Consider the following 23,376-nt stretch of genomic DNA (forward strand, 5'->3'; position numbering starts at 1 on the left):
ACGCCCACCCTAAACGGTCTACGGTCGCTGGTTGTGACCGCCACCGAACCTTCTACAACCCCGGGTACCCCTCGCCCCGAGGTCCCGTTGGACTTCCCTCGCGAGTGGTACAGCTTTCCCGACCCGACCAACGGCGAGCATCTCATCTCAGTGGACATGACGTGGCTGCTCTCGTCCTGGACGTGCGTCTTCGGCACGCCCGCCTGCCACGGCATCGACAGTTCCCAACCGGAGTCCGGGTGCTGCACGCACGGCGCGTTCCTCTCGGACGACGAGGACCGTGAGCGCCTCACCCGGAACGTCTCGCTCCTGGCACCCGGCGAGTGGCAGCATCGCGACGCCGCGTTCGCGGCCGCCGCCGCCGAGAACTCCGAGAACGAGGTGTGGCTCGAGGAGGATGAACTGACGGGCGACGACGGCGAGATGGAGCCGGCGCTGCGGACCCGCAAACTGGGCGGGCGCTGCGTCTTCTTCAACGACCCCGGCTGGCCGGCCGGGTCGGGCTGCGCCCTGCACCACATGGCCGGGCGCACCGGGCGGAGCCTGCCGGAGTCCAAGCCGGACGTGTGCTGGCAGCTGCCGCTGCGCGTGACCCACGACTGGGAGGACCGCGCCGACGAGGTGGAGATCCTCCACACCCGTGTAGGCGAGTACGACCGCCGCGGCTGGGGCCCCGGCGGGCTCGACCTCGACTGGTACTGCACAGGCTCGCCCGAGGCGCACGTGGGCGCCGAGCCCGTCTACGTCTCGCTGCGCGACGAGCTGGTCGAGTTGCTGGGCGAGGAGCCGTACGAGGTGCTGGCCGCGGCCTGTGCGCGGCGGCGGCAGCTGGGCATCGTGGCCGTGCACCCGGCGACCGCCCGCGCGTGCGGGGCCTGAGACCGGCTGCCGACCCGCCTCCCCCGCCCACTCTCCGCCTCGCCGCCAGCCGGGCTGGGCGTCGACCGGCTGCGGGGACCGCACGCGCAGCGGATCAGGGCTCGAACTTGTAGCCCAACCCGCGGACGGTCACCAGGTGCACCGGCTTGCCCGGATCCTGCTCGACCTTCGAGCGCAGGCGCTTGACGTGCACGTCGAGGGTCTTGGTGTCGCCCACGTAGTCCGAACCCCACACGCGGTCGATGAGCTGCCCGCGGGTGAGCACCCGGCCGGAGTTGCGCAGCAGGTACTCGAGCAGATCGAACTCCTTGAGGGGCAGCGTCACCGCCGCCCCGCGGACCGTCACCGTGTGCCGCTCGATGTCCATCCGGACCGGTCCCGACTCGAGGACACCGATCTCCTCGGGTTCGTCCGCCTCCTTGTCGGCCCCGCGGCGTAGGACCGCCCGGATACGCGCGATGAGCTCGCGGGCCGAATAGGGCTTGGTCACGTAGTCGTCGGCGCCCAGTTCGAGCCCCACGACCTTGTCGATCTCACTGTCCCGGGCGGTCACCATGATGACCGGCACGCTCGAGGTCACGCGGAGTCGCTTGCACACGTCGGTTCCCGACATCCCCGGGAGCATGAGGTCGAGCAGCACGATATCGGCGCCCTCGGACTCGAAGCTCTCCAACGCGGTCGGGCCGTCGCCGGCGATGGTGACGTCGAAGCCCTCCTTGCGGAGCAGGAAGGCCAGCGGGTCCGCCAGCGAGTCCTCGTCCTCCACGATCAGCACCCTGGTCACGGCACCTGGTCCTCTCCTTGATCGACGTGCTCTGTGGCGGGAGACGCCCCGCCGGAATCCGGCTCCACATGGGCCGGGAGTTCGAGAGTGAAGGTCGACCCGGTCCCGGGTCGACTCCACAGGGATACGGCGCCGTTGTGGTTCTGGGCGACGTGTTTGACGATCGCCAGCCCCAGGCCGGTGCCGCCGGTCGCGCGGGAACGGGCCTTGTCGACGCGGAAGAAGCGCTCGAAGACGCGCGTCTGGTGCTCGGGGGCGATCCCGATCCCGCGGTCGGTGACCCGCAGCATCACCGTGTCGCCGGAGATCCCCCGGGTGATCGACACCGGCGTGCGCTCGTGCGAGTAGTTGATGGCGTTGAAGATGAGGTTCGCCAATGCGGTGACCAGCAGGGTCCAGTCGCCCTTGATCTCCAACCCGGACGGCGAGTCGGTGATGAGCTCGATCCCGGCCGTCTCCGCGGCGTTTGCCGCCCGCCGGAGTGCCTCGTCCACCACGTCGTCGACGTCCACCGGCTCCGGGTCGCGGATCCGCTCTGCACCCTGCAGGCGGGAGAGCTCGATGAGCTCGGTGACCATCTTGCCCAGCCGCTGCGCCTCGCTCACCACGCGACCACCGAAGTACTCGACCGAGTCCGGGTCGTCCTTGGACTCCAGGAGCGCCTCGGCGAGAACCGCCATCGCCCCCACCGGGGTCTTGAGCTCGTGGGAGACGTTGGCCACGAAGTCGCGCCGGGCGGCCTCCATGCGGCGGTGCTCCGAGTCGTCGTCCGCGAACACCACGACGAACTGCTCGCCGTGGCCCTGCAGGATCTCGCAGCGGCCGCTGACCGACGGGATTCGGCGACGGCCGGCCGCCATCTTCGCGGGCAGGTCGAACACCGAAGTCCGGTCGTCGACGAACGTGGCGTGCGCCGCCGTCCAGACCGGCTCGATCAGCAACCGGTCCTCGACGATGCCCAATTCGTCGGCACGGCGGTTGAACAGCACCACGTCCTGGTGACGGTCCACCACGGCGAGCGCGTACGGCGCCTGCTGATAGACCGCCCGCAACACATCGAGCCTGGTCGGCCCGGCCTGCTCCGCACGTCGCCGGTCGGCTCGCGCATTGATCAAGGGGATGACGAAGCCGCCCACGACGAAGCCGATGATCCCGGCGACGATCGCGAGGAAGATCCCCAGACTGACCTGCACGACCCAGATACTACGACCCGGGTATCCCGCCCGGAAAAGCAGAACCCCCCGTCCACCTGCGCGAAGTTCGCAGATAGACGGGGGTTTACGGCTCGTTCACCGGGCCTTCACCTCACGCGTGGGCGGTGGCCCGGACGGCGTGTCGCCCGCGCGACGGCGGCCCCGAGGAGGTGGGGCTACTTTCCGCCCTGGCTGGCCACGGCGGCAGCGCCGGCAGCGGCGGCCTCCGGGTCGAGGTAGGTGCCGCCCGGGTTGGCGACCTTCCCGGCCTCGTCGAAGCGGTAGACCAGCGGGATGCCGGTCGGGATGTTCAGACCCGCGATGTCGTCATCGGAGATCTCGTCGAGGTGCTTGACCAGCGCGCGCAGCGAGTTGCCATGCGCGGCCACCATGACCGTCTCGCCGGCCGCGATGCGCGGGGCGATCTCGGCGGTGTAGTACGGGATGAAGCGGTCCACCACGTCCTTGAGGCACTCCGTCAGGGGCACCTCCGGGAGATCGGCGTAGCGGACGTCGCCGGTCTGCGAATACTCGTTACCCGGGTCGATGGCCGGCGGCGGCGTGTCGTAGCTGCGGCGCCACAGCATGAACTGGTCGTCGCCGAACTCTTCCTTGATCTCTGCCTTGTTGAGGCCCTGCAGCTTGCCGTAGTGGCGCTCGTTGAGCTTCCAGTGCCGCACCACCGGCACCCAGTGGCGGTCGCATGCGTCCAGCGAGATGTTCGCCGTGGTGATCGCGCGGCGCAGCAGCGAGGTGTAGACGATGTCCGGGAGGATGCCCTCCTCCGCGAGGAGCTTGCCGCCGCGGACCGCCTCCTCACGACCGAGGTCGGTGAGATCGACGTCGACCCACCCCGTGAACTGGTTGGACGCGTTCCACCGGGACTGGCCGTGACGCAGGAGGACGAGTGTTCCGTAAGTCATAGGTCCATTATGACCCGATGCTCACCGGCTACGGTGCAAGCATGACCGCAGACGCCGGAGACACCCCCGAAGCCACCGACCGGCCCTGGACGGTCCACTACACCCCGGGGACCACACACGACCTGGATTACGGCACCACCACCCTGTGCGACCAGTTCGACCAGGCCGTCAGCGCCCACTTCGAACGGCCCGCCACCGAGTTCTTCGGCCGGGTGACCACCTACGGCGATCTCGGCAGCCGGGTCCGGCGCGCCGCCGAAGGCCTCCGCCTCCTGGGCGTGGGCAAGGGTGACCGCGTGGCCGTCCTCCTGCCCAACTGCCCCCAGGGCATCGTGGTGTTCTACGCGGCTCTGCGACTGGGCGCGATCGTCGTCGAACACAATCCCCTGTACACGGCCGACGAGCTCGAGGCGCCCTTCGCCGATCACGGTGCGAAGGTCGTCGTGGCGTGGAACGTCGTCACCGACGTCGTGCAGGACCTCGCGACCCGCCCCGACACCGCGATCGAGCACGTCCTCGCCGTCGACCTCCTCGACGCGTTCCCCACCGCCAAGCGCCTCGCCCTCCGGCATCTCCCGGTGCCCGCGCTACGCGCCTCCCGCGACAAGCTGTCCCGCCCCGACACGCACACCCCGCGCTGGGCGGCCCTGGAGACCGGCCCCGAGCTGGATTTCTCCCATCCCTACCCCACCAACGACGACGTGGCGCTGATCCTCTACACCTCCGGCACCACCGGGACGCCCAAGGGCGCGATGCTCACCCACGCCAACCTGGTCGCCAACTCGACCCAGGGCAAGGCCTGGGTGCCCGGGCTCGAGCCCGGCAAGGAGCGGTTCCTGGCCTCGCTGCCGATGTTCCACGCCTACGGGGTGACGATGTGCGTGGTGTTCGGCATCGCCCAGGGGGCCCGGCTCCAGCTCGTGCCGACGCCCGACATGGACCTGATCATGCCGATCTTCGCCAAGGAGCCGCCGACATTCATCCCGGCCGTCCCGCCGATCTACACCCGCATCCTCGAGGAGGCCGACAAGCGCGGCATCTCGCTCAAGGGCATCCGCAACTCCTTCTCCGGGGCCATGAGCCTGCGCGCCGACCTCATCGAACGGTGGGAGGCCGCCACCGACGGCCTCTTGGTGGAGGGGTACGGGATGACCGAGACCTCGCCCATCACGGTGGGTAATCCCATGTCGACGGCGAGGCGGGCCGGCTCGATCGGCGTCCCGTTCCCCGACACGGATATCCGGGTCGTCGACAAGGAGGACCCGTCGCGGGACGTTCCCACCGGGGAGCCCGGTGAGCTCCTGGTCAAGGGTCCGCAGGTCTTCCCGGGGTACTGGAACAACGAGGAGGCGACCGCGGCGACGCTGCACGACGGCTGGCTGCGCAGCGGCGACGTGGTGGAGCAGGCCCCCGACGGTTTCCTGCACGTGGTGGACCGGATCAAGGAGGTGATCGTCACCGGCGGGTTCAACGTCTACCCGTCGGAGGTCGAGGCGATACTGCGGACGGCTCCCGGCATCGCCGACTGTGCGGTCGTCGGCCGGCACGGGGCCCACGGTGAGCAGGTCGTCGCGGCGGTGGTGCTCGAGCCGGGTGCGTCGCTCGATGTGGACGCGATCCGCGCCCACTGCAAGTCCTCGCTCGCCGGGTACAAGGTGCCGCGCGAGTTCGTCGAACTCGACGAGCTGCCCGCCAACCCGATGGGCAAGGTGCTGCGCAAGAAGGTCGCCGAGGCCATCAACCCCTGACCCCTGGAAAGACCTGCAGCGGCTCGAGACGACAGAGCTGCGCAAGCCCACGAGCCAGCTCAACTCCCCCGACTTACGCTGCGCCGGTGACCTGCGCTGCCGGCGTGTACGCAATGCAGCCACTCACGCTGGCACGCGGGACCCTCCCGCCAGCGCAAGCCCACAAGCCAGCGCACCCCCCCCAACTTACGCTGCAGAACTGCCCGTCCGTGCTACTCGGGCTGGGGCAGATCCTCGGTGAGGTGGCGGAACGCCTCCAGGTTGCGCAGCGACTCGCCCCGCGAGACCCGCCACTCCCATTCCCGGCGGATCGCGGTGTGGAAGCCGGTCTCGATGATGATGTTGAAGTCGTGGTCGGCGGCCTCCAGTACCTGCCCGAGCACGCGGTCGAGCTCCTCCTCCGTCACCGCGACCAGCGGCATCCGGCCGACCAGATAGATGTCGCCGTTGTTGTCCAGCGTGTACGCCACCTGGTACATCCGGCGATTGCGACGCAGCAGGTACTTGTAGACCTTCTCGAAGTCCTCGTCCGGCCGGCGGCACACGAACGCCTCGACGCGCACGCTCTCGCGGTTCACGGTGAGATGGCAGGCCGTCTTGAGGCGCTTCTCCCCCGGCAGCTGCACCACGAAGGTGTTGCCGTCGGCCAGCGTCGACTCGATGTCCCGCTCCACCAGGAAGTCGCGGATCCGCTCGACGGTGGGGGCGTCGGCCTCGTCCGGACCTCGGGCGGGCCCGGACGCGGCGCCAGCAGAGGAGCCTGCACCGTCGAGGGCACCGGCCCCAGCCGCAGCATCATCCTCGCCGTCGTCGCCCATGCGCTTGCTCTCGGTGGGGTCGATCATCGTGGCTCCTTCGCGGGTTAGAATGGACTCAGGCGCGGGTTGGAACGAACTCAGGACGCCGTGGCCGCCGCGCGCCGCGCCCGGTACGAGGCCATCGTGCCCGCATACGACGCCAGCAGCCCGTCGGCCGTGGAATCCCAGCTGAACCCGGCGGCGTGCACCGGGGCGTGGCGGGACATCTCCAGCCGCAGCTCGTCGTCGTCGAGCAGTGATCCGAGGACCCGCGCCCACTCGCGCGGATCGTGCCCGTCCACGGTGAGCCCGGTCCGGCCGTTCGCGACGGCCGTCGGCAGCCCGCCCACGGCGGCGGCCACCACCGGCGTCCCGCACGCCTGCGCCTCCAACGCGACCAGTCCGAACGACTCTGAGTACGACGGCACCGCCACGATGTCCGCGGCCCGGTACACGTCGACCAGCTCCGACGGCGGGCGCGGCGCCAGGAAGCTCACGCGGTCGGCCACGCCCAGCTCCTCGGCCAGCTCCATGAGCGAACGCGGCCGCTCGAGCCCCGACCCGCTGGGCCCGCCCACCACGAGCAGCCGCACGTCGCGGTGCGGCTCGGCGCGCACGATCTCGGCGAGCGCCCGCACCACCACGTCGGGTGCCTTGAGCGGCTGGATGCGGCCGACGAACGCGATCACCTCGGAGCGCTGCGCCACGCCGAGTGCGCGCCGGGCCTGCTCGGTGCCGCGCCGGGTGCCGGGCGTGTACTGCTCGAGGTCGGCGCCGGGGGGGACGATGTCGATGTCGGCCGGGTCGGCGTCGTAGTAGCCCACGAGCTCGTCGCGTTCCCCGGTGGTGTTGACGACCAGCCGGTGCGCGGCGTCCACGATCTGCTGCTCGCCGATGCGTCGCGACTCCGGTTCGGGGGTGTCACCGCTGGTGAGGACCGCGTTCTTGACCTCGGCCAGCGTGTGGGCGGTGTGCACGAGCGGCACGCCCCAGTGCTCGGAGGCGACCAGCCCCGCCTGGCCGGACAGCCAGTAGTGGGAGTGGATGAGGTCGTAGTGGCCGGGCGCCTGGCCGGCCTCGGCGCGCATGACGCCGGCGACGAACGGACACAGCTGCGTGGGCAGGTCCTCCTTGCGGAGGCCCTCGAACGGGCCGGCCACGATGTTGCGGACCAGCACGCCGTCGCCCGCCTCCTCGACCGGCGGCTGCGACGAGTGGGTGGCGCGGGTGAAGATCTCCACCTCGACGCCGCGGCGGGCCAGACGCCGCGCGGTCTGCAGCACGTACACGTTGAGCCCGCCCGCGTCACCGGTGCCGGGCTGGGCGAGCGGCGAGGTGTGGAACGACAGCACCGCGACGCGCTTGGGGAGCGGCGCGGCGGGGCCGGGGCGGAGGTCGGAAACGGTCACCAGTCCGATTGTGCCTCCGTGCGCGCCGGGGTGCACGCGGCGCGGGGGCGGGGATCGGGTGGGACGACGACGACAACGCCCGCCGCTCGCCCACCCCCCACGGGCGGTGTGGGGTGTCTACAGTTCGGCGGCGAAGGCGTCGAGCTCGGCGAGGAACTTCGGCTTCTCCTCGATGAAGGGCGCATGGGCGGACTCGGCGAAGCCCACGTAGCGGCCGCCGGGGATCATCTCGGCGTTGGCCTGACCGGCGGACGGCAGCACCACGCCGTCGTGCTCACCGTGGATCACCAGCGCGGGGATGCCCAGGCCGCGCAGTGTCTCGTCGTTGTCCACGCGACGGGTGAGCAGCTTCTGGCGGACGGTCGGCGGGGTGGCCAGCGAGAGTCCGAAGATCCGCTGGCCGCTCGTGCCGTCGCCGGACCGCATCATGGCGCTCCCGAAGCTCGCGAGCGCGGCCACGGCCCTGCCGGGGTTCTCGTCGAACGCGCCGTTCGACGTGACCTCGACCATGGCCGGGCCGATCGCGCCGCCGGCGGACCGGGACACCGAGGTGACGGCGCCGCAGAGCACGATGCCCGCGACCCTGCCCTCGCCGCGGGCGGCGAGGTAGTCCGACACCACGATCCCACCGTACGACCAGCCGAGCAGGATCGCGCCCGCCCCATCGCTGACACCGGCGGCGTCCAGGACCGCCTCGACGTCGTCAGCCCACTGCGCAGCCGAGTCATAACCGGCGTCGGCGACGTCGGAGTGGCCGTGTCCGCGCAGGTCCAGCGCCACCACCCGGAACCGGGTCGCCAGGTCGGCCAGAAGATCCGGGCCCCAGCAGGCGCTCGACTGGGCCCAGCCGTGGATCAGCACGAGCGGGCGCGCGGCGGGGTCGCCGAGCACGCGGTAGGCGATCGTGGTGCCGTCCGAGGAGACGGTGGAGGCGAGGGAATACGTGGCGGGAGAGGTCATGTCGGCCATCGTGCCAGTCCCATCGCTATCGCACGTCGGCTCGTCGGAGGTGTCCCCCGAACGCGGAGGACCCTCCCCCGGAGCCGCCCCGTGCGGTTACCGTGTTCCAATGGCAGCCACCACCACCGCGACAGACCCCGACGTCGTCGTCCGGATGTTCTTCGACGCCCTCGCCTCCGGCTCGACCGCCGCCGCGGCGGAACTGGTCTCCGGCGACGTGTGGTGGGCGAACATCGGGCTGCCGACCGTGCGCGGCAAGCGGGCCGTCGTCGGCGCGATCGCCGCGATGCACCGCAGCGTGCGATTCGGGGTCCGGACCCACCATCTCGCGGTGTCGGCGCCCGCGGACCCCACCGATCCCCGCTCCCCGCACATCGTTCTCACCGAGCGCACCGACTCGCTCGGGATCGGCCGGTTCCGCTGCGACTTCTGGGTGTGCGGGCGGCTGGAGGTCCGCGACGGCCTGGTCTGCGGCTGGCAGGACTACTTCTCCACCGCCGACATCGCGCGCGGCGCGGTGCGCGGGCTGGTCGAGATGATCCCCGGCCGTCGCGTCGGTCGATAACGCGGCATTAGGCGCGCGGTCGGCCCGCGGCCGCTGAGCAGCCGTACGGCCGGCGACGTCGTCACCTACGCTCGAGTGCATGACCGATCACAGTGCCGCCCGTGAGCGCCTCGCCGCCCTGCCCGCCGACACCCGCGTGGCGGTGGTGACCGGCGCATCGTCGGGCATTGGCGAGGCGAGCGCCCGCGAACTGGCAGGCCAGGGCTTCCACGTGATCGTTGGCGCGCGGCGCGCCGACCGGCTGGAGGCACTCGCCGCCGAGATCGGCGGCACCGCCCTGCCTCTCGATGTGACCGACGCGGACTCGTGCGCGGCGTTCTGCTCGGCCATCCCCCGCCTGCACGTGCTGGTCAACAACGCCGGCGGCGCCAAGGGCACCACCAGCGTCATGGACGCCGACGAGGAGCAGTGGCGCTGGATGTGGGAGACCAACGTCCTCGGCACGCTGCGGATGGTCAAGGGACTCATGCCGACCCTCGTGGACACCGGCGACGGGCTGGTCATCACCATCACCTCCATCGCGGCGCTCGAGTCGTACGACAACGGCTCCGGCTACACCTCCGCCAAGCACGCGCAGGCCGTCCTGCACCGGACGCTGCGAGGCGAGCACCTCGGCCAGCCCGTGCGGTTCACCGAGATCGCGCCCGGCATGGTCGACACCGAGTTCTCGAGCGTGCGGTTCGACGGCGACGCGGACAAGGCCGCCGCCGTCTACCGCGGGCTGACCCCGATGATCGCCGAGGACATCGCGGAGATCGTGGGATTCGTCGCCAGCCGGCCGTCGCACGTGAACCTCGACCAGATCGTGGTGAAGCCGCGCGCCCAGCACTCCGCGATGCGGGCGCACCGCGACTGAGCCGGGGCCGGATCACGACGCTCCGGCGGCGCTACAGAAGGTGAGGCTAGGCAACGTCAGGTTAGGCTTCACACCGGCAGGTTAGGCTAACTGACCTGGCACGATGCCGCGCGCGGTCCTATTGTGGGACCCCTCGGGAGAACCCCTCCCGGCGCGTCTCGACTCTTGTCGAGGCCGCCTCACGAAAGGCGCCACCATGACCCAGAGCAGCAGCACCTACGCCGAACTCCTCTCCGCCCAGGTCGGCCACGAGTTCGCCGCCAGCCAGCAGTACATCGCGATCGCCGTGTGGGCGGACGCGCAGGACCTTCCGCAGCTGGCCGCCCGCTTCTACCAGCACAGCCTGGGCGAGCGGAACCACGCCATGATGATGGTCCAGTACATGCTCGACCGGGACATCCCCACCGTGATCCCCGCCGTGCCGGCGCCCCAGGCCGAGTTCGACGGGCCCGTTGGCGCACTGAGCCTCGCGCTCGAGCAGGAGAAGCAGGTCACCCGCCAGATCGAGGCGCTGTTCCAGGCCGCGCGCGCCGAGGCCGATCCGCTGGGCGAGCAGTTCATGCTGTGGTTCCTGCGTGAGCAGGTCGAGGAGGTCGCCAACATGAACACGCTGGTGACCATCGCCGAGCGCGCGGACGACGACTGGTTCCGCATCGAGGAGTACCTCGCCCGCGAGACCGACGCCTCCACCAACACGGGCACCCCGCCCGCGGTCGCCGGCGGCGCGGTCTGAGCACGACCGCCTGACAACGGCGGGCCGGGAGGGCAGGCGGTCAGCGCGACCAGTCGGCCAGCCTCTCGACGAGGATGCGGTTGCTCTCCTCGAGCGCGGCAGCGTTGGCCTCGGCCGATCCGCCGGACAGCATCCCGTCGGCATGCGCGCCGGGCACGGAGAACACGTGCCCGGCGTCGTCGTATATGTGCACCTCCGTACTCTCCGGCAGGTCCTCGGCGATCCGCCGGGCAGCCGCGTCGGCAGGCCACACCTGGTCGTCGCCGCCGGCGAACACCAGCATCTCCCCCGGTAGTCGCGTGAGATCGATGCGGGCATCGCCGGACTGCGGCGCCTCGAGCGCCCCCTCGAACACCGGCCGCAGGTGGATCGGCGCGCCGAGGAGCGAGGCAAGCGCCAACCTCAGGACCGGCCCCGGACCGGGCGCGTCGGCGTAGGCGACGTACGGCACGTCCTGCCCGCCGACCGTCCACGACGACACCACGTTCCGCTGGTCCATCCCCTGCATCACGTGGTCCATCGGCGCGAACAGCACCAGGTTGTCGACCCGCGGCTCGTAGGTCGGCAGCAGTGCGGCGAGCTCGGCCCCCTTGGACGTCCCGACGATCGTGACGGGATCGGCCGATTCGGCGTTGGCCTCGGCCCAGTCGATCGCCTGCGACGCCGTCTCCACGGGGACCCGGTCCAGCGTCTCCGGCTGGCCGGGCTGCCCGAAGTAGAACAACGACAGCACCTCGTGCCCCGCGCGCGCCAGCAGTTCGGCGTGCTCGAAATCGGGCCCGCCCTCGGAGCCGCCCCAGGTCAGCACCACGCCCTCGTGTCGGATCGTCTCGGGCCGCAGGTGGAAGCCGCGCACTCGCCCGTCGGCGATCGGTGTGACCTCGATGCCCGGCAGCTCCGTGGGGTAGGACGCCGGGTTCCGCGGCTCGGCGTAGGCGAGGGCGGGTTCGGGGTAGCGGAAGTGGTTGACGACGCGCGCCGCGACGACCGCGAGGACGACGACGAGGAGGAACACGAACGGCCACCTCAGCACGTTCCAGAGCTTGCGCATCGTGCTCCTCCCCGGGGTGGCCGTCTGTCGGCAGCCTATCCAGACGCGGGGCCCTGCCATCGCGATTACGCCGAGCGGACGTACTCCGCGTAGGTCACCCCGCTCTCGAATTCCCGGCTCATCCGCCGCGTGAGCGGCATCGCCGACGCGCCCGGCTTCGCGGCGGCCGCGCCGATGAGGGGGATGCCGTCACCGAGCACGAGCGGGTTGACCTTGAGCCGGAGTTCGTCGATCTCGTCGATCAGCGTCGCCGCGAGTGCGCCGCCGCCGCACAGCCAGATGTCCAGCCCCGACTGCTCCGCCTTGAGCCGGCGGACCACGGTGACCGGGTCCTCCGAGGTGATGGTCAGCCCCTCCTGTGTCGGCAGGTCGTCGGGATGGCTGGTGAACACGTACTGCCGCAGGTGCGGATAGCCACTGGCCAGCCCCTCGTCCACGGCCACCTGGTGGGTGGCCCGTCCCATCAGGACGGTGTCGAACACCCGCGGGGGCGTCTCGGCCAGGCCGAGTTGCTCGCGGAAGTGCCCGGGGACGGACTCGGGGTAGTGCTCGACGATCCAGGGCCCGTGGTCTCCCTCGAGCGGGAAGAAATCGAAGGCGCCGTCGGGGGCGGCGATGTAGCCGTCGAGGGTGACGGCCACGTAGTAGATGAGCTTTCGCATGGTGGTTCCTCTGGTCGGTTCTCGGATTGGTCGCGGATCAGGCGAGGGTGATCACGTCGTCCACCCCCACGCGGTCACAGAACCCGTCGTCGTGACTGACCAGCAGGAGGGCACCCCGCCACTGCGCGAGCGCATCGGCGAGCACCTCCACTCCTTCGAGGTCGAGGTTGTTGGTCGGCTCGTCGAGGATCAGCAGCTGCGGCACCGGCCGGGCGAACAGCTCCGATGCCAGTGCCGCGCGCAGCCGCTCGCCGCCGGACAGGTCGCCGAGCCGGCGGAACCCGGCGTAGCCGATGAACAGCATCCGCGCCGCGTGGGCGTGGGCCTCCTCCGCCGACGCCGAGGGGCGTACCGCGCGGATCGCGTCGACGACCGAGCAGTCAGGATGCTCGACACGCAGGTCCTGGGGCAGGAACGCCCACGGGGTGGCGATCGCCGAGGTGACGGCGTTGTCGTCGTCGTTCCCACGCATCGCACCGGACGCCGCGTGGTCACCGGCGGGATCGTCGCGATGGCCTCCGATGAGGCGGCGCAGCAGCGTCGTCTTGCCGCTGCCGTTCGGGCCGGCGAGCCGGACCCGGGCCGGCCCCGCGAGGTGGATGCGGCCGGCGACTGGGTCCTCGACATCCACCACCACCCGGCCCGACGGGAGCTGCGGGTCGGGTAGCTTGACGCGCAGCAGTTCCTCGCGGCGGACCGCGGCATCGGCCTCGCGCATCCGTTCCTGCGCCTGCTCGACGCCCCGCTCGTGGGTGGCCCGGTACTTCGCGGCCGACTCCTGCGCCGCCCGCTTGCGCGCCCCCATGATGATCTTCGGCTCGCGCTTGGTGGCTTCCATCTTCCGGCCGTACCGCTCGCGCCGCGCCAGCGCCACCTGCGCGTCGGCCTTGTCGCGCTTCTCGGACCGCAGATCATTGCGCGCGCCGGTCAGTGCCTGCAGCGCCGCCGACTGCTCGGCGTCCACCACCTCGCGGTAGTGCTCGTAGTTCCCGCCGAACACGCGGGTCCGGCCCGCGCGGAGTTCCACCGTGGTGTCGGCGCGGTCGAGGAGTTCGAGATCGTGGCTCACGACCAGCGCGATGCGGTTGCCGCCCGCCACGAATCGCTCCAGCGCGCTGAACAGCCTGCCGCGCGCCCGCGAGTCGAGGTTGTTGGTGGGCTCGTCCAGCAGCAGCACCCGCGGATGCCCGAGGAGTCGACCGGCCACGGCCGCGAGCGTGCGCTCCCCGCCGGACAGCTGGCCCACGGGTCGGTCCAGATCCGTGGGGAGGCCCAACTCGTCGAGCTGCGCGACCGTGCGTTCGGCGATGGTCCAGTCGTCGGCGAGGCGGGTGAAGTCGTCGTCGTCGCCCTCTCCCGCCTCGATCCGCGCCAGCGCCGCGAGCCGGCCGCCGACCCCCAGCTCATCGGCGAGGGTCCGCTCGGCGGGGGCGTCGGCCAGCAGCTGCGGCACGTACGCGACATCGGCGGGGTAGGCGGAGCCGGCCGCGGAAGCGGTGGCGGTCGGGTCGGTGGCGGCCGGGTCGGTTGCGGTCGGGTCGGTTGCGGTCGGGTCGGTTGCGGCGCCCGCGGCAATGATGGCGGCGCAGGCCACGCCGTCGACTGTGATCGATCCCCGTGCAGGCGGCAGCACGCCGGCGATCAGCCCGAGGAGGGTGCTCTTGCCGGCGCCGTTGCGGCCGACGAGTGCGGTGAGCCCCGGACCGATCGCGAGGTTCAGGCCGGAGAAGAGTGTGGTGTCGTCGGGAAACGCGAAAGCGACGTCCGACAGGACGAGGGAAGACATGTGTGCTCCAGGGAGGTGGCTGATGGGCCGAATCTCACCTGTGGTTACGCACTGTCCTGTGTTCTCCTCGTTAGCGCTTCTCGGCCCTGCGCCCCTCGCCCGGCGGGTCTCCCCTGCCCGGACGCCGTGCGCTGCCGACGTGCTCGCAGCACACTACCCCCGCCGCAACGTCCACACAAGACCCGGTAACCCGCCCGACCCCACCGGCGGTTGCAAGACATCACCCCCGAGCTGCAAGACAGAATGTGCGAGAACCCGGCCGAAAACCTGCGAGATGTCAGGCATCTGAAGGTCGATGTCTTGCAACTGGGCTGCGGCGGGGCGGGGTCTACATGAACGCGCTGGGCGGCAGACCTTCGCGGCTGGTCATCGGCAGTTCCTTCTCGAGCCGCTCCATGAAGAAGTGCGACTGCACGGCCGTCCAAACGTTATTGGTGAGCCAGTACAGGCCGATCGCGATGGGGAAGTTGAAGAAGTACGCGCCCACGATCGGGAAGAACGGAAACAGGTACATCATGATCTTCATCGATTTATTCATCGACTCGGTCATGGACTCGGCGATGGTCTGGAAATCCTGTGGCTTGTCGGCACCCGCGCTCGCAGCACCCGCGCCCGCAGCGCCGGCCCTGGCGGGCGTGCCCGGGGTGCCGTCAGCACGATCGGTCGAACGCTCGCCCGCGTCCCCTTCGACGCCGCCTTCAACGCTGCCCTCGACGATCCCGTCGACGTGGTCCCCGCTGCCGGCGTCCGCGCGCTCGACCTTCTCGCCGTCGATCTCGATGACCTCACCGTCGACGAACGGACCGCCCGCACGGTCCTCTGCCTCGACCTGCGCGACCGCCGCCTTCTCGGCTTCCTTGGCCGCCTTCTGCCGGCGGAAGGAGTTCCACATGTTGATGAACGTCGCGATGCCGGCGAGCACGAACAGCGGCACGGCCAGCACGAGGATGTCCTCGCGCACGAGCCCCGGGTGCAGCGACTCCATGACCTCCTGCGGCATCCGGATGTAGGACGCCAGCGGCACACCGAAGATCTCGGCGTTGAGGAACGACGACACCTGGTCCGGGCCGAACGCCCCGTTCGTCATGGTCTGCGCCTCCTCGATGGAGACGTCCCGCGGCGAGAAGTTCAGCAGCACGTGGTACAGGCCGAGGAACACCGGGATCTGCACGAAGAGCGGCAGGCAGCCGGCTGCCGGATTGACCCCGGCATCGGAGTACATGGCCTGCATCTCCTTGGCCTGCTCCTGCCGGCCCTCGGGAGACTTGCGGTCCTTGTACTTGAGCTGCATCTCCTTCATCTTGGGGCCGAGCTGCGCCATCTTGCGCATGGAGTACTGCTGCCGCCACATCGACCGCATGAGCAGCAGCCGCACAGTCACCACCAGCAGGATCACCGAGCCGACCCACGCGAGCCCGGAGTTCGGATCCACGACGAAACTCAGCACCCAGTGCCAGAACTTCATGACGAGCGACACCGGGTACGCGAACAGGTCCACGGGCGAATCTCCATAAGACGGGCGGCGCCGCGAAGGCGGGCGCGCGGGGCGGGTCAGACCGAGAGGTCACCGTCCAGCGTGCCAGGCGCGTACGACTTGGTGGCCGCGGGGGTCACGGCGGCACTCCCGCAGTGCGCCCCCTATCCGGGTCAGATGCTGCAGCCCACCCAGACGGGTTCGGGGTGCAACTCCACGCCGAACGCCTCCCGGACGCCGTCGCGCACCTCGCGCGCCAGCGCGATCACGTCGTCGGCCGTGGCCGCCCCCCGGTTGGTCAGCGCGAGGGTGTGCTTGGTGGAGAGCCGAGCCGGGGACGACGACGAGGGATAGCCCTTGCCGAAACCGGCCCGCTCGATCAGCCAGCCCGCCGAGAGCTTGGTCCCCCCTGTCGCCGCGAACGCGGGCATCTGCCCGGCCGGCCCGTCCCCGAGCCTGCCCGCCACCCGGGATCGCACCGCGGGGAGATCCTCGTCCCGTACCACCGGGTTGGTGAAGAAGGAGCCGGCGGACCAGGTGTCCTCGTCGTCGTCGTCGAGCACCATCCCCTTGCCACGCCGCAGCTCCAGCACGGTGCGCCGCACCAGGGCGGGGTCGGTCCGCTCCCCCGGCGCCACGCCGAGACGGCCGGCGAGTTCGGCGTAGCGGATCGGCTCGCTGCGTCCGGCGCGGTCGAGGCGGAACTCCACCTCCAGCACCACCGCGCGATCCGAGTTCTTGAGCACCGACGTCCGGTAGGCCAGCCCCAGCGCGTCGGGGGTGACCCACTCGTCGACCCCGCTCGCGCGGTCGTACCAGCGGACCCGGTGCAGGACCTGGGCCACCTCGACCCCATACGCACCGACGTTCTGCACCGGCGTGGCCCCCACCGAGCCCGGGATACCGGACAGGCACTCGAGGCCGCCGTACCCACGCCCGACCGTGTCGGCGACGAGATCGTCCCAGGTCAGACCCGCACCCGCGCGCACGATCAGCGCGTCGGCCTCGTCCAGGTACTCGACCTCGCGGTTGCGCACGGCCACCACGACCAGGTCGAGGTCGCCGCCCGCCACCACGAGGTTCGAGCCGCCGCCCAGCACGAGCACCGGCCGGTCGGCCGCGTCCAGGGCACGCACCGACTCGGCCACCCCCTCGGCCGTGGAGCACGCGAGCAGCGCCCGGGGGCGGCCCCCGATGCGGAGGGTGGTCAGTTCGGCCAGGGACGTCCGGGGCGCGGCGGCGACGCCGTCGACGTCGCTCAGCGCGCGGACGACCGGGTCGGAGGAGTCGGCGGGCGGCAGGATCACACGCCTGAGGGTAGTCGCCTGCTTGTAGTGTCTGACCCCATGGCGACCCGCTTCTCACATTCCGTCCAGCTCGGCGGCCCCCTCGAGGCCGTCCATGCCTCCTATGCGGACGAGGCCTACTGGGCCGACCGGCTCCGCGCCGTGGGCACGGCCGGGGACACTCTCGACGACCTGGCGGTGAGCGGCGACACGATCACCGTCACCGTCACGCAGCACATTCCTGAATCGGACATCCCGGACCTGGCCCGCAAGGTGCTGCCGGGTGAGCTCAGCCTGGTGCGCACGACGCGGTTCAGCGAGTTCGACGGTGCACGCCTGGTCGGTACGTCGCGCGCCGAGGCCGCCGGCGGGCTCGGCGTGATCACCGGCAGCGGCGAGACCGTGGCCGAGGGGGAAGCCGCGCTCGAATCACTGTCCGGCCAGGTCAAGGTGACCGTTCCGCTACTGGGCGGCAAGCTGGAGAAGCTGGTCGTGCAGCACCTCGACAGGCTCTTCGCGGAGGAGTACGCGCACCTGAACGGCTGGCTCGCAGCGCGCTGAGCCGGATCCTGTACGCCCGCTGAAGAGGCGCTGATGCGCCTCGCCAGGCAGATCGGAGACAATCGGTCCAATGCAGCCGCCGAACGACACCCAGCGACTCCCCGCCCATGACCGGCCCGGCGTCCAGCACGCCGACACGCAGCAGTTCCCCGCCGCCTCCTCCTCCAGCGACGGCGGCCGGCGGCGGCGGCGGCGCGGACCGATCATCGCCCTGATCGCCGGAATCGCAGTGGTCCTGGTCGTGGTGGGGCTCGTCGGCCTCGAACTGGGTCTGCGTAACTCCATCAAGCAGCAGATGTCCGAGGAGGTCACCACCGCCCTCGGCTCTCCGGCCGAGGTCGAGCTGGGTGCCCGGCCGGTGTTGCTGTCCTATGTCAGCGGGACTCTCGGCTCTGTTCGCATCACCACCGACGGATCCCCGGCCGCGGGCGCGACGGGCCCCGCCCCCGCGATCGACATCCGGGCCGAAGGGGTCAGCTCCGAGGGCGACGTCACCCACGTCGACTCCCTGACCGGCACCGCGTTCGTCTCGGACGAGACCATGACCGCGGCTGCCGCCGACGGTCAGGGCACCGGTGACTCCCTGCTCGGCGGGCTCATCCAGGTCCAGGACGTCACGTCCGACCCGGCCGCCGGCGCCCTCCGCGTGTCGATCAGCGGTCTGGCCGAAGCGGTGGTGACCCCTCGCCTGACCGGCGGCAACCTCGAGCTGGCGCCCGAGCAGGCGTCGATCTTCGGCTTCACCCTGCCCGCCGAACTGCTGGGCGGGACCATCTCGATGATGGACTCGGCCCTCGCCGATCTCCCCGAGGGTGTGGAGCTGACGGGCGTCCACGTGGTCGACGGCGGGATGACCGTCGATCTCGCCGGCACCGACGTGACGCTCGAGTCGACTCCCTGACCCGGCTCGGCGCTCCCGCCCGACCCGGCACACTGGGGGCATGCGCCTGCTCATCACCGCCGACACGCACGTGCCCACCAGGGCCCGCGATCTCCCGGTGCGCCTGTGGGACGAGGTGGAGCGTGCGGACGTGGTGATCCACGCCGGCGACTGGATGGACCCGGGACTGCTCGACGCCCTGGAGCAACGGGCACCGCGGCTCATCGCGTGCTGGGGCAACAACGACGGCCCCGAGCTGCGCGAGCGACTGCCCGAGGTGGCGCGCGCGACCCTCGACGGCGTACGGCTGGCGGTGGTGCACGAGACCGGCGCGTCGGCGGGGCGGGAGAAGCGCACGGCCGCCGCTTTCCCGGACACCGACGTCCTGGTGTTCGGTCACTCGCACATCCCCTGGGACACCACCGCGACGAGGGCGTTCGGGGGGAGCGACCTGCGCTTGCTCAACCCGGGCTCGCCCACCGACCGGCGGCGTCAGCCGCACTGCACATACATGACCGCCATCATCTCCGGCGGGCAGCTCGGCGAGGTGGAGCTGCACCGGTTGTGAATCCGCCCGGCCCGCCGGTGCCGGGCGTGCGGCCACGGGCTCTGCCACCCTTGAGGCCATGACCACTCACGAAGTAATGCGCGCCGTGTCCCAGGATTCGCTCGGGGAGCCGGACGTGCTCGTCGTCGTCGACCTCCCCCGGCCCTCTCCCCGCACCAACGAGGTACTGGTGCGCGTCGCCGCCGCGAGCGTCAACCCCACCGACTGGAAGCACCGCCGAAACGGCGGCTTCCTCGGTGAGCCCCCGTTCGTGCTGGGCTGGGACTTGTCCGGGGTCGTGGAGGAGGTGGGCATCGGGGTGTCCCGCTTCGCACCCGGCGACAGGGTGTTCGGGATGCTCTCCTACCCGTTCGGGCACGGCGCCCACGCCGAGTACGTGACGGCGCCCGCCGCCTGGTTCGCCCCCACGCCGGAGTCGCTCGACCACGTACAGGCCGCCGCACTCCCGCTGGTGTCGCTCACCGCGTGGCAGGCACTGGTCGAGAACGCGCGGATCCAGCCCGGCCAGCGCGTGCTGGTCCATGCCGCGGCCGGCGGGGTCGGGCACGTGGCGGTGCAGATAGCCAAGGCCCGCGGCGCCTACGTGATCGGCACCGCCAGCGCCGGCAAGCACGACTTCCTGCGCGAGACCGGGGTGGACGAGCCGATCGACTACCACGAGGTGAACATCGCCGAGGCCCTCTCCGACGTGGACGCGGTGCTCGACACGATCGGCGGCGAGACCTCACTGGCGTCGCTGCGCACGCTGCGGCCGGGCGGGATCGTGGTCTCCATCCTGCCGGTGGGGTCGGACGATCTGTTCCGCGAGGCGGAGCAGCTGGGCGTGCGCGCGGTCCGCATGCTCGTCGACTCCTCCCGCCACGACCTGGTGTCGATCACCGAACTGGTCGAGCAGGGCGCGATCCGGGCGACGATCGCCGAGGTCTTCCCGCTCGCGCAGGCCGCGGAAGCGCATCGGCGGGGCGAGACCAATCGCACCACGGGCAAGCTCGTCCTCACCATGGACTGACTCCCTCGGATTTGATCCCCGGGCGGGATCGTCCTGACCTGCGGCGAGTAACACCCGCCGGCCGGGTGCCGATATCGGCAGTGTACGAAGCATTGTGAACCAGAGCACTGCGACCGCACCGTGGTCGGCCCCCGGCGACGAGGCGGCTCTGGCCCACCGAGACCGAGGAGCCACCCGATGATCTTCCGCCCCGACGGCCCCATCAGCGGGCCGGCATACGATGCGATCAATGCCGCCTTCGGTGCGTTCGCCGGCATGTTGGAATCCGTCGGGATCTCCTTCGAGCAGTCCGCCGTGCCGCTGAGCTTCCTGGCCATGCCCTTCGTGGCAGGCTCCAGCTACCTCCCCGCGGCGCTCGGGTCCTGAGCCACGCCCGCGCCTGTCAGCTCTCGAAACCTGCCAGGACGGCCCGGCTGCCGCTGAGACCGAGTCTCGTGGCACCCGCGGCGATCATGGCCCGGGCGGAGTCCGCGTCACGGATACCGCCCGAGGCCTTGATACCGAGCGTTCCGCCGACCGCCCGGTGCATGGCCTCGATCGCCCGGACGCTCGCACCACCCGCGGGGTGGAAACCCGTCGAGGTCTTGACGAAGTCCGCCCCGGCCCTGGCCACTGCGTGGCACAGCGCCTCGATCCGCTCGTCCCCCGCCTCCTCGCCGAGCGCCTTGTGAATGGCCGCCGTCTCGAGGATCACCTTGATGACCACCGGCGGCGGCACCGCGTCGCGCATGGTCACCACGTCCGCCATCACCTCGTCGACGAGTCCGGCGATCGCCGCGCCCACGTCGATCACCATGTCAACCTCGCGCGCCCCCTGGTCCACGGCCAGCCGGCCCTCCATGGCCTTGACCAGCGAGTGATGCTTGCCGGACGGGAACCCCGCGACCGTCGCCACGGTCAGCTCCCCGGCCCGCACCGGGAGCATGGCCGGACTGACGCAGACCGCCTTGACGCCCAGCTCGCGAGCCTCGGCGACACAGGCTTGCACGTCCTCGCGAGAGGCGTCGGGCGAGAGCAACGTGTGATCGATCATCGCGGCGACCCGAGCGCGTGTCAGGCCGCCCTGCGGCGGAGTGTGGGGGGTGCTGTGGGGGCCGCTGGGGGGGCTGCTGGGGGGGCTGCTGTGAGGGGCGTCGTCCATGTGGACCAGCCTAGCCGGGTGGTCCGACACGCCCTGCTGGCACAATGACCACTCATGTCACGTCGCTTCGTCCTCACCCTGGGCTGTCCTGACCGCATCGGCATCGTCGCCCGGATCGCCACGTTCCTCGCCGAACTGGGCGGCACGATCGTCGAAGCGGCGTACCACGCGGACGAGGACTCGGGCTGGTTCTTCACCCGGCAGTCGGTGGACGCCGACTCGATCGGGATGGAGCTGGACGAGCTGCGCCGGCGTTTCGCGCGGGTGGCCAGCGAGCTCGGACCAGAGACCGACTGGAAGATCGCCGACTCGGACGAGCCCAAGGACGTCGTGATCCTGGTCTCCAAGGACGGCCACTGCCTCCACGACCTGTTGGGGCGCGTCGAGAGCGGCGATTACCCGGCCCGCGTCCGCGCCGTGATCGGCAACCACGACAACCTGCGCGGCATGGCCGAGGCCCACGGTGCGCCGTTCCACCACGTGCCGTTCGCGGCCGACCCGTCCGAGCGGGGCCCCTCGTTCGACGAGGTCGCCAGGCTCGTCGACGACATCGACCCCCAGGCCATCGTGCTCGCCCGCTTCATGCAGGTGCTGCCCGACGAGCTGTGCACCCGCTGGGCCGGCCGCGCGATCAACATCCACCACAGCTTCCTGCCGAGCTTCGTGGGGGCCCGCCCGTACCACCAGGCGCATACGCGCGGCGTGAAGCTGATCGGTGCTACCTGCCACTACGTCACCGCGGACCTCGACGAGGGCCCGATCATCGAGCAAGACGTCATCCGCGTCGATCACACGGCGACGGTCAAAGACATGGTCCGCCAGGGTCGCGACGCCGAGAAGCTGGTCCTGGCCCGCGGCCTGCGCTGGCACCTGGAGGACCGCGTGCTGGTCCACGACGGCCGCACGGTGGTGTTCACCTAGTCGCGGCCGGGGCGGGCGACACAACGTCCGTGGTGAGTACAGCTAGCCCTTGGGGAAGCCATAGCGCTCGGTGAGCAGTGTCTGCGCTGCCGACAGGAAGATCAGGCGGGCTGCCGCACCGGCGCCGGGCAGGATGCCGGTGACCCGCTTCTCGATGACCGATTGGTCCATCCCCGATCTCTGCAGGGTCTGGACCAGCACCTCGATGGCCTCCGCGGCCGTGCTCTGCCCCTCCATGAAGCATCGACCGATGCCGTCGAGGGCTTCCTCGTCGACCCCCAGCACGAGCAGTTCGCGGAAGAGCTTGTACATGTAGTCGTCGGCCAGGAAGTGGTCCGCAGACGTGGTCTCGCTGACCAGTCCGATCGCCGAGCCCTGGTCCACGAGCTCTTCGCGAAGTTCGAAGCCGGCCACCGCCCCTACTCCGCCGCGCGGGAGGCGACGACGACGAGAGCCGGTGGTACGCCGCTCGGCACGCACGCTCTCCACCTCGAGCAGCTCGGTGAGCGTGAAGCCGTGCCGCTGCGCGATGAGCAGCTCCTCGATGGTCGCAAAGGTGTATCCGCGGTCGAGCAGCCGCAGGATGAGAGCGAGCCGACGCTGGTGCTCGGGACCGTAGTAGCCGGCCCGGCCACGCCTCTCGGGCGGCGGGAGCAGGCCGCGTTCCTGGTAGACGCGGATGTTGCGGACCGTGGTGCCCGCCAGATCGGCGAGCTCCTCGATGCGGAGCTCGCTCCCGCTCCCGGCGGGCGTCATCGCCGGCGCCCACCCACTGCCGGCCGCACATCGGCGAAGAACACCCCGACCGCGACCATCGCGATGAGGCTGAAGAATCCGAGGGGCCGGATCGCGAACAGGATCGCCGCCACCGCGCAGATGGCGATCCAGGCAGGCTTCGGCCACTTGCCCTCGATCGAATAGGCGGAGGCCGGCGGCAGCGCGGCGAGCAGCAGTCCCGCCAGGGCCCAGACGACCAACGCCGCCTGTATCCCCATCTGGACCATGCCCCAAGTACCTGAGAGATCGTCAATCACGGGACCATTCTAGACAGCGGCCACGGGCGGGCCCGCGAGACGACGACGCCGAAGACGAACACCGTGATCTTGGCGCCGCCGCCGATCTTGTCGGAGACCCAACCACCGAACGGGCGGCTGAACGAACCGACCAGGGCGCCGAGGAAGGCCAGGTTA

The 23,376-nt window shown here is 70.8% G+C and carries 25 protein-coding genes; 11 read left to right on the forward strand and 14 right to left on the reverse strand.

What is annotated here, in order from left to right; translation table 11 throughout:
* Positions 1 to 33: 33 nt before the first annotated feature.
* Positions 34 to 879, forward strand: a complete 846-nt coding sequence (locus ACWIFB_RS13630) for a hypothetical protein (protein WP_452098403.1) — start codon at positions 34 to 36, stop codon at positions 877 to 879.
* Positions 880 to 973: 94 nt separating this feature from the next.
* On the opposite strand, the gene ACWIFB_RS13635 is transcribed toward ACWIFB_RS13630, so the two are convergent.
* The 3 genes from ACWIFB_RS13635 to ACWIFB_RS13645 all read right to left on the reverse strand — a co-directional run bounded on the left by ACWIFB_RS13635 (position 974) and on the right by ACWIFB_RS13645 (position 3,779).
* Positions 974 to 1,663: a response regulator gene (locus ACWIFB_RS13635; protein WP_452098402.1), complete on the reverse strand. Its 690-nt coding sequence runs from the start codon at positions 1,661 to 1,663 to the stop codon at positions 974 to 976.
* Positions 1,660 to 2,856 carry a sensor histidine kinase gene (locus ACWIFB_RS13640; protein ID WP_452098401.1) on the reverse strand — a complete coding sequence of 399 codons (1,197 nt, stop codon included), beginning with the start codon at positions 2,854 to 2,856 and terminating at the stop codon, positions 1,660 to 1,662. Before ACWIFB_RS13640 ends, ACWIFB_RS13635 begins: the two co-directional genes overlap by 4 nt.
* Before the next feature lie 176 nt (positions 2,857 to 3,032).
* Complete coding sequence (locus tag ACWIFB_RS13645; RefSeq protein ID WP_295651200.1) at positions 3,033 to 3,779, reverse strand: phosphoglyceromutase; 747 nt, start codon at positions 3,777 to 3,779, stop codon at positions 3,033 to 3,035.
* Between the two features lie 41 nt (positions 3,780 to 3,820).
* Here ACWIFB_RS13645 and ACWIFB_RS13650 point away from each other — a divergent pair, with 41 nt between their 5' ends.
* Entirely contained in the window at positions 3,821 to 5,527 is a 1,707-nt protein-coding gene (locus ACWIFB_RS13650) for a long-chain-fatty-acid--CoA ligase (protein WP_454058536.1), read from the forward strand.
* A 212-nt stretch (positions 5,528 to 5,739) separates the two neighbouring features.
* Here ACWIFB_RS13650 and ACWIFB_RS13655 read toward each other — a convergent pair whose 3' ends face one another.
* From ACWIFB_RS13655 to ACWIFB_RS13665, 3 genes are all read right to left on the reverse strand, one after another.
* The gene (locus ACWIFB_RS13655) at positions 5,740 to 6,372 is read right to left on the reverse strand and encodes a YbjN domain-containing protein (protein ID WP_454058537.1); all 633 of its coding nucleotides are present in this window, start codon (positions 6,370 to 6,372) and stop codon (positions 5,740 to 5,742) included.
* A gap of 50 nt (positions 6,373 to 6,422) precedes the next feature.
* On the reverse strand, positions 6,423 to 7,733 hold the full coding sequence (mshA, locus tag ACWIFB_RS13660; protein WP_454058538.1) for a D-inositol-3-phosphate glycosyltransferase: 1,311 nt from the start codon (positions 7,731 to 7,733) through the stop codon (positions 6,423 to 6,425).
* A 117-nt stretch (positions 7,734 to 7,850) separates the two neighbouring features.
* The gene (locus ACWIFB_RS13665) at positions 7,851 to 8,702 is read right to left on the reverse strand and encodes an alpha/beta fold hydrolase (protein ID WP_452098397.1); all 852 of its coding nucleotides are present in this window, start codon (positions 8,700 to 8,702) and stop codon (positions 7,851 to 7,853) included.
* Between the two features lie 100 nt (positions 8,703 to 8,802).
* Between ACWIFB_RS13665 and ACWIFB_RS13670 the strand changes: the two genes are divergently transcribed.
* The 3 genes from ACWIFB_RS13670 to ACWIFB_RS13680 all read left to right on the forward strand — a co-directional run bounded on the left by ACWIFB_RS13670 (position 8,803) and on the right by ACWIFB_RS13680 (position 10,847).
* On the forward strand, positions 8,803 to 9,258 hold the full coding sequence (locus ACWIFB_RS13670; protein WP_454058539.1) for a limonene-1,2-epoxide hydrolase family protein: 456 nt from the start codon (positions 8,803 to 8,805) through the stop codon (positions 9,256 to 9,258).
* 79 nt (positions 9,259 to 9,337) lie between these two features.
* Complete coding sequence (locus tag ACWIFB_RS13675; protein WP_452098395.1) at positions 9,338 to 10,114, forward strand: SDR family oxidoreductase; 777 nt, start codon at positions 9,338 to 9,340, stop codon at positions 10,112 to 10,114.
* Between the two features lie 196 nt (positions 10,115 to 10,310).
* Complete coding sequence (locus ACWIFB_RS13680; RefSeq protein ID WP_230928470.1) at positions 10,311 to 10,847, forward strand: ferritin; 537 nt, start codon at positions 10,311 to 10,313, stop codon at positions 10,845 to 10,847.
* Between the two features lie 40 nt (positions 10,848 to 10,887).
* On the opposite strand, the gene ACWIFB_RS13685 is transcribed toward ACWIFB_RS13680, so the two are convergent.
* From ACWIFB_RS13685 to ACWIFB_RS13705, 5 genes are all read right to left on the reverse strand, one after another.
* Positions 10,888 to 11,898: an alpha/beta hydrolase gene (locus ACWIFB_RS13685; RefSeq protein WP_454058540.1), complete on the reverse strand. Its 1,011-nt coding sequence runs from the start codon at positions 11,896 to 11,898 to the stop codon at positions 10,888 to 10,890.
* 65 nt (positions 11,899 to 11,963) lie between these two features.
* Positions 11,964 to 12,560, reverse strand: coding sequence for a dihydrofolate reductase family protein (locus tag ACWIFB_RS13690; RefSeq protein ID WP_452098393.1), 597 nt, complete (start codon positions 12,558 to 12,560; stop codon positions 11,964 to 11,966).
* Between the two features lie 37 nt (positions 12,561 to 12,597).
* Entirely contained in the window at positions 12,598 to 14,346 is a 1,749-nt protein-coding gene (locus ACWIFB_RS13695) for an ATP-binding cassette domain-containing protein (protein WP_454058541.1), read from the reverse strand.
* Positions 14,347 to 14,674: 328 nt separating this feature from the next.
* Complete coding sequence (gene yidC, locus ACWIFB_RS13700; protein ID WP_454058542.1) at positions 14,675 to 15,844, reverse strand: membrane protein insertase YidC; 1,170 nt, start codon at positions 15,842 to 15,844, stop codon at positions 14,675 to 14,677.
* A gap of 149 nt (positions 15,845 to 15,993) precedes the next feature.
* A complete protein-coding gene (locus tag ACWIFB_RS13705; protein ID WP_454058547.1) occupies positions 15,994 to 17,082 on the reverse strand; it encodes a UDP-N-acetylmuramate dehydrogenase in 1,089 nt (362 codons plus the stop codon).
* Positions 17,083 to 17,166: 84 nt separating this feature from the next.
* Here ACWIFB_RS13705 and ACWIFB_RS13710 point away from each other — a divergent pair, with 84 nt between their 5' ends.
* The 5 genes from ACWIFB_RS13710 to ACWIFB_RS13730 all read left to right on the forward strand — a co-directional run bounded on the left by ACWIFB_RS13710 (position 17,167) and on the right by ACWIFB_RS13730 (position 20,490).
* On the forward strand, positions 17,167 to 17,667 hold the full coding sequence (locus tag ACWIFB_RS13710; RefSeq protein ID WP_452098390.1) for a DUF2505 domain-containing protein: 501 nt from the start codon (positions 17,167 to 17,169) through the stop codon (positions 17,665 to 17,667).
* A 70-nt stretch (positions 17,668 to 17,737) separates the two neighbouring features.
* A complete protein-coding gene (locus ACWIFB_RS13715) occupies positions 17,738 to 18,568 on the forward strand; it encodes an LmeA family phospholipid-binding protein (RefSeq protein WP_452098389.1) in 831 nt (276 codons plus the stop codon).
* Between the two features lie 40 nt (positions 18,569 to 18,608).
* Positions 18,609 to 19,115 carry a metallophosphoesterase family protein gene (locus tag ACWIFB_RS13720; protein WP_452098388.1) on the forward strand — a complete coding sequence of 169 codons (507 nt, stop codon included), beginning with the start codon at positions 18,609 to 18,611 and terminating at the stop codon, positions 19,113 to 19,115.
* A gap of 58 nt (positions 19,116 to 19,173) precedes the next feature.
* Positions 19,174 to 20,124 (forward strand): NADP-dependent oxidoreductase, encoded by a 951-nt coding sequence (locus ACWIFB_RS13725; protein ID WP_452098387.1) that lies wholly within the window; start codon positions 19,174 to 19,176, stop codon positions 20,122 to 20,124.
* Between the two features lie 177 nt (positions 20,125 to 20,301).
* Complete coding sequence (locus ACWIFB_RS13730) at positions 20,302 to 20,490, forward strand: hypothetical protein (protein ID WP_452098386.1); 189 nt, start codon at positions 20,302 to 20,304, stop codon at positions 20,488 to 20,490.
* Between the two features lie 16 nt (positions 20,491 to 20,506).
* Here ACWIFB_RS13730 and deoC read toward each other — a convergent pair whose 3' ends face one another.
* A complete protein-coding gene (gene deoC, locus ACWIFB_RS13735) occupies positions 20,507 to 21,157 on the reverse strand; it encodes a deoxyribose-phosphate aldolase (protein ID WP_452098385.1) in 651 nt (216 codons plus the stop codon).
* A gap of 162 nt (positions 21,158 to 21,319) precedes the next feature.
* Here deoC and purU point away from each other — a divergent pair, with 162 nt between their 5' ends.
* On the forward strand, positions 21,320 to 22,186 hold the full coding sequence (purU, locus tag ACWIFB_RS13740) for a formyltetrahydrofolate deformylase (protein ID WP_454058543.1): 867 nt from the start codon (positions 21,320 to 21,322) through the stop codon (positions 22,184 to 22,186).
* Positions 22,187 to 22,228: 42 nt separating this feature from the next.
* On the opposite strand, the gene ACWIFB_RS13745 is transcribed toward purU, so the two are convergent.
* Both ACWIFB_RS13745 and ACWIFB_RS13750 read right to left on the reverse strand, forming a co-directional pair.
* Positions 22,229 to 22,942, reverse strand: a complete 714-nt coding sequence (locus ACWIFB_RS13745) for a MerR family transcriptional regulator (RefSeq protein WP_454058544.1) — start codon at positions 22,940 to 22,942, stop codon at positions 22,229 to 22,231.
* Entirely contained in the window at positions 22,939 to 23,220 is a 282-nt protein-coding gene (locus tag ACWIFB_RS13750; RefSeq protein WP_344993905.1) for a DUF2516 family protein, read from the reverse strand. The genes ACWIFB_RS13745 and ACWIFB_RS13750 overlap by 4 nt, the downstream gene beginning before the upstream one ends.
* Between the last annotated feature and the right edge of the window lie 156 nt (positions 23,221 to 23,376).

This window comes from Dietzia sp. NPDC055340 (genome assembly GCF_053645335.1).

Coding starts and splice junctions, on each gene's coding strand:
- ACWIFB_RS13645 (WP_295651200.1), bottom strand. CDS start 3,779: ATGACTTACGGAACACTCGTCCTCCTGCGTCACGGCCAGTCCCGGTGG.
- ACWIFB_RS13650 (WP_454058536.1), top strand. CDS start 3,821: ATGACCGCAGACGCCGGAGACACCCCCGAAGCCACCGACCGGCCCTGG.
- ACWIFB_RS13655 (WP_454058537.1), bottom strand. CDS start 6,372: ATGATCGACCCCACCGAGAGCAAGCGCATGGGCGACGACGGCGAGGAT.
- ACWIFB_RS13665 (WP_452098397.1), bottom strand. CDS start 8,702: ATGGCCGACATGACCTCTCCCGCCACGTATTCCCTCGCCTCCACCGTC.
- ACWIFB_RS13670 (WP_454058539.1), top strand. CDS start 8,803: ATGGCAGCCACCACCACCGCGACAGACCCCGACGTCGTCGTCCGGATG.
- ACWIFB_RS13675 (WP_452098395.1), top strand. CDS start 9,338: ATGACCGATCACAGTGCCGCCCGTGAGCGCCTCGCCGCCCTGCCCGCC.
- ACWIFB_RS13680 (WP_230928470.1), top strand. CDS start 10,311: ATGACCCAGAGCAGCAGCACCTACGCCGAACTCCTCTCCGCCCAGGTC.
- ACWIFB_RS13685 (WP_454058540.1), bottom strand. CDS start 11,898: ATGCGCAAGCTCTGGAACGTGCTGAGGTGGCCGTTCGTGTTCCTCCTC.
- ACWIFB_RS13690 (WP_452098393.1), bottom strand. CDS start 12,560: ATGCGAAAGCTCATCTACTACGTGGCCGTCACCCTCGACGGCTACATC.
- ACWIFB_RS13695 (WP_454058541.1), bottom strand. CDS start 14,346: ATGTCTTCCCTCGTCCTGTCGGACGTCGCTTTCGCGTTTCCCGACGAC.
- ACWIFB_RS13710 (WP_452098390.1), top strand. CDS start 17,167: ATGGCGACCCGCTTCTCACATTCCGTCCAGCTCGGCGGCCCCCTCGAG.
- ACWIFB_RS13715 (WP_452098389.1), top strand. CDS start 17,738: ATGCAGCCGCCGAACGACACCCAGCGACTCCCCGCCCATGACCGGCCC.
- ACWIFB_RS13720 (WP_452098388.1), top strand. CDS start 18,609: ATGCGCCTGCTCATCACCGCCGACACGCACGTGCCCACCAGGGCCCGC.
- ACWIFB_RS13725 (WP_452098387.1), top strand. CDS start 19,174: ATGACCACTCACGAAGTAATGCGCGCCGTGTCCCAGGATTCGCTCGGG.
- ACWIFB_RS13730 (WP_452098386.1), top strand. CDS start 20,302: ATGATCTTCCGCCCCGACGGCCCCATCAGCGGGCCGGCATACGATGCG.
- deoC (WP_452098385.1), bottom strand. CDS start 21,157: ATGATCGATCACACGTTGCTCTCGCCCGACGCCTCTCGCGAGGACGTG.
- purU (WP_454058543.1), top strand. CDS start 21,320: ATGTCACGTCGCTTCGTCCTCACCCTGGGCTGTCCTGACCGCATCGGC.
- ACWIFB_RS13745 (WP_454058544.1), bottom strand. CDS start 22,942: ATGACGCCCGCCGGGAGCGGGAGCGAGCTCCGCATCGAGGAGCTCGCC.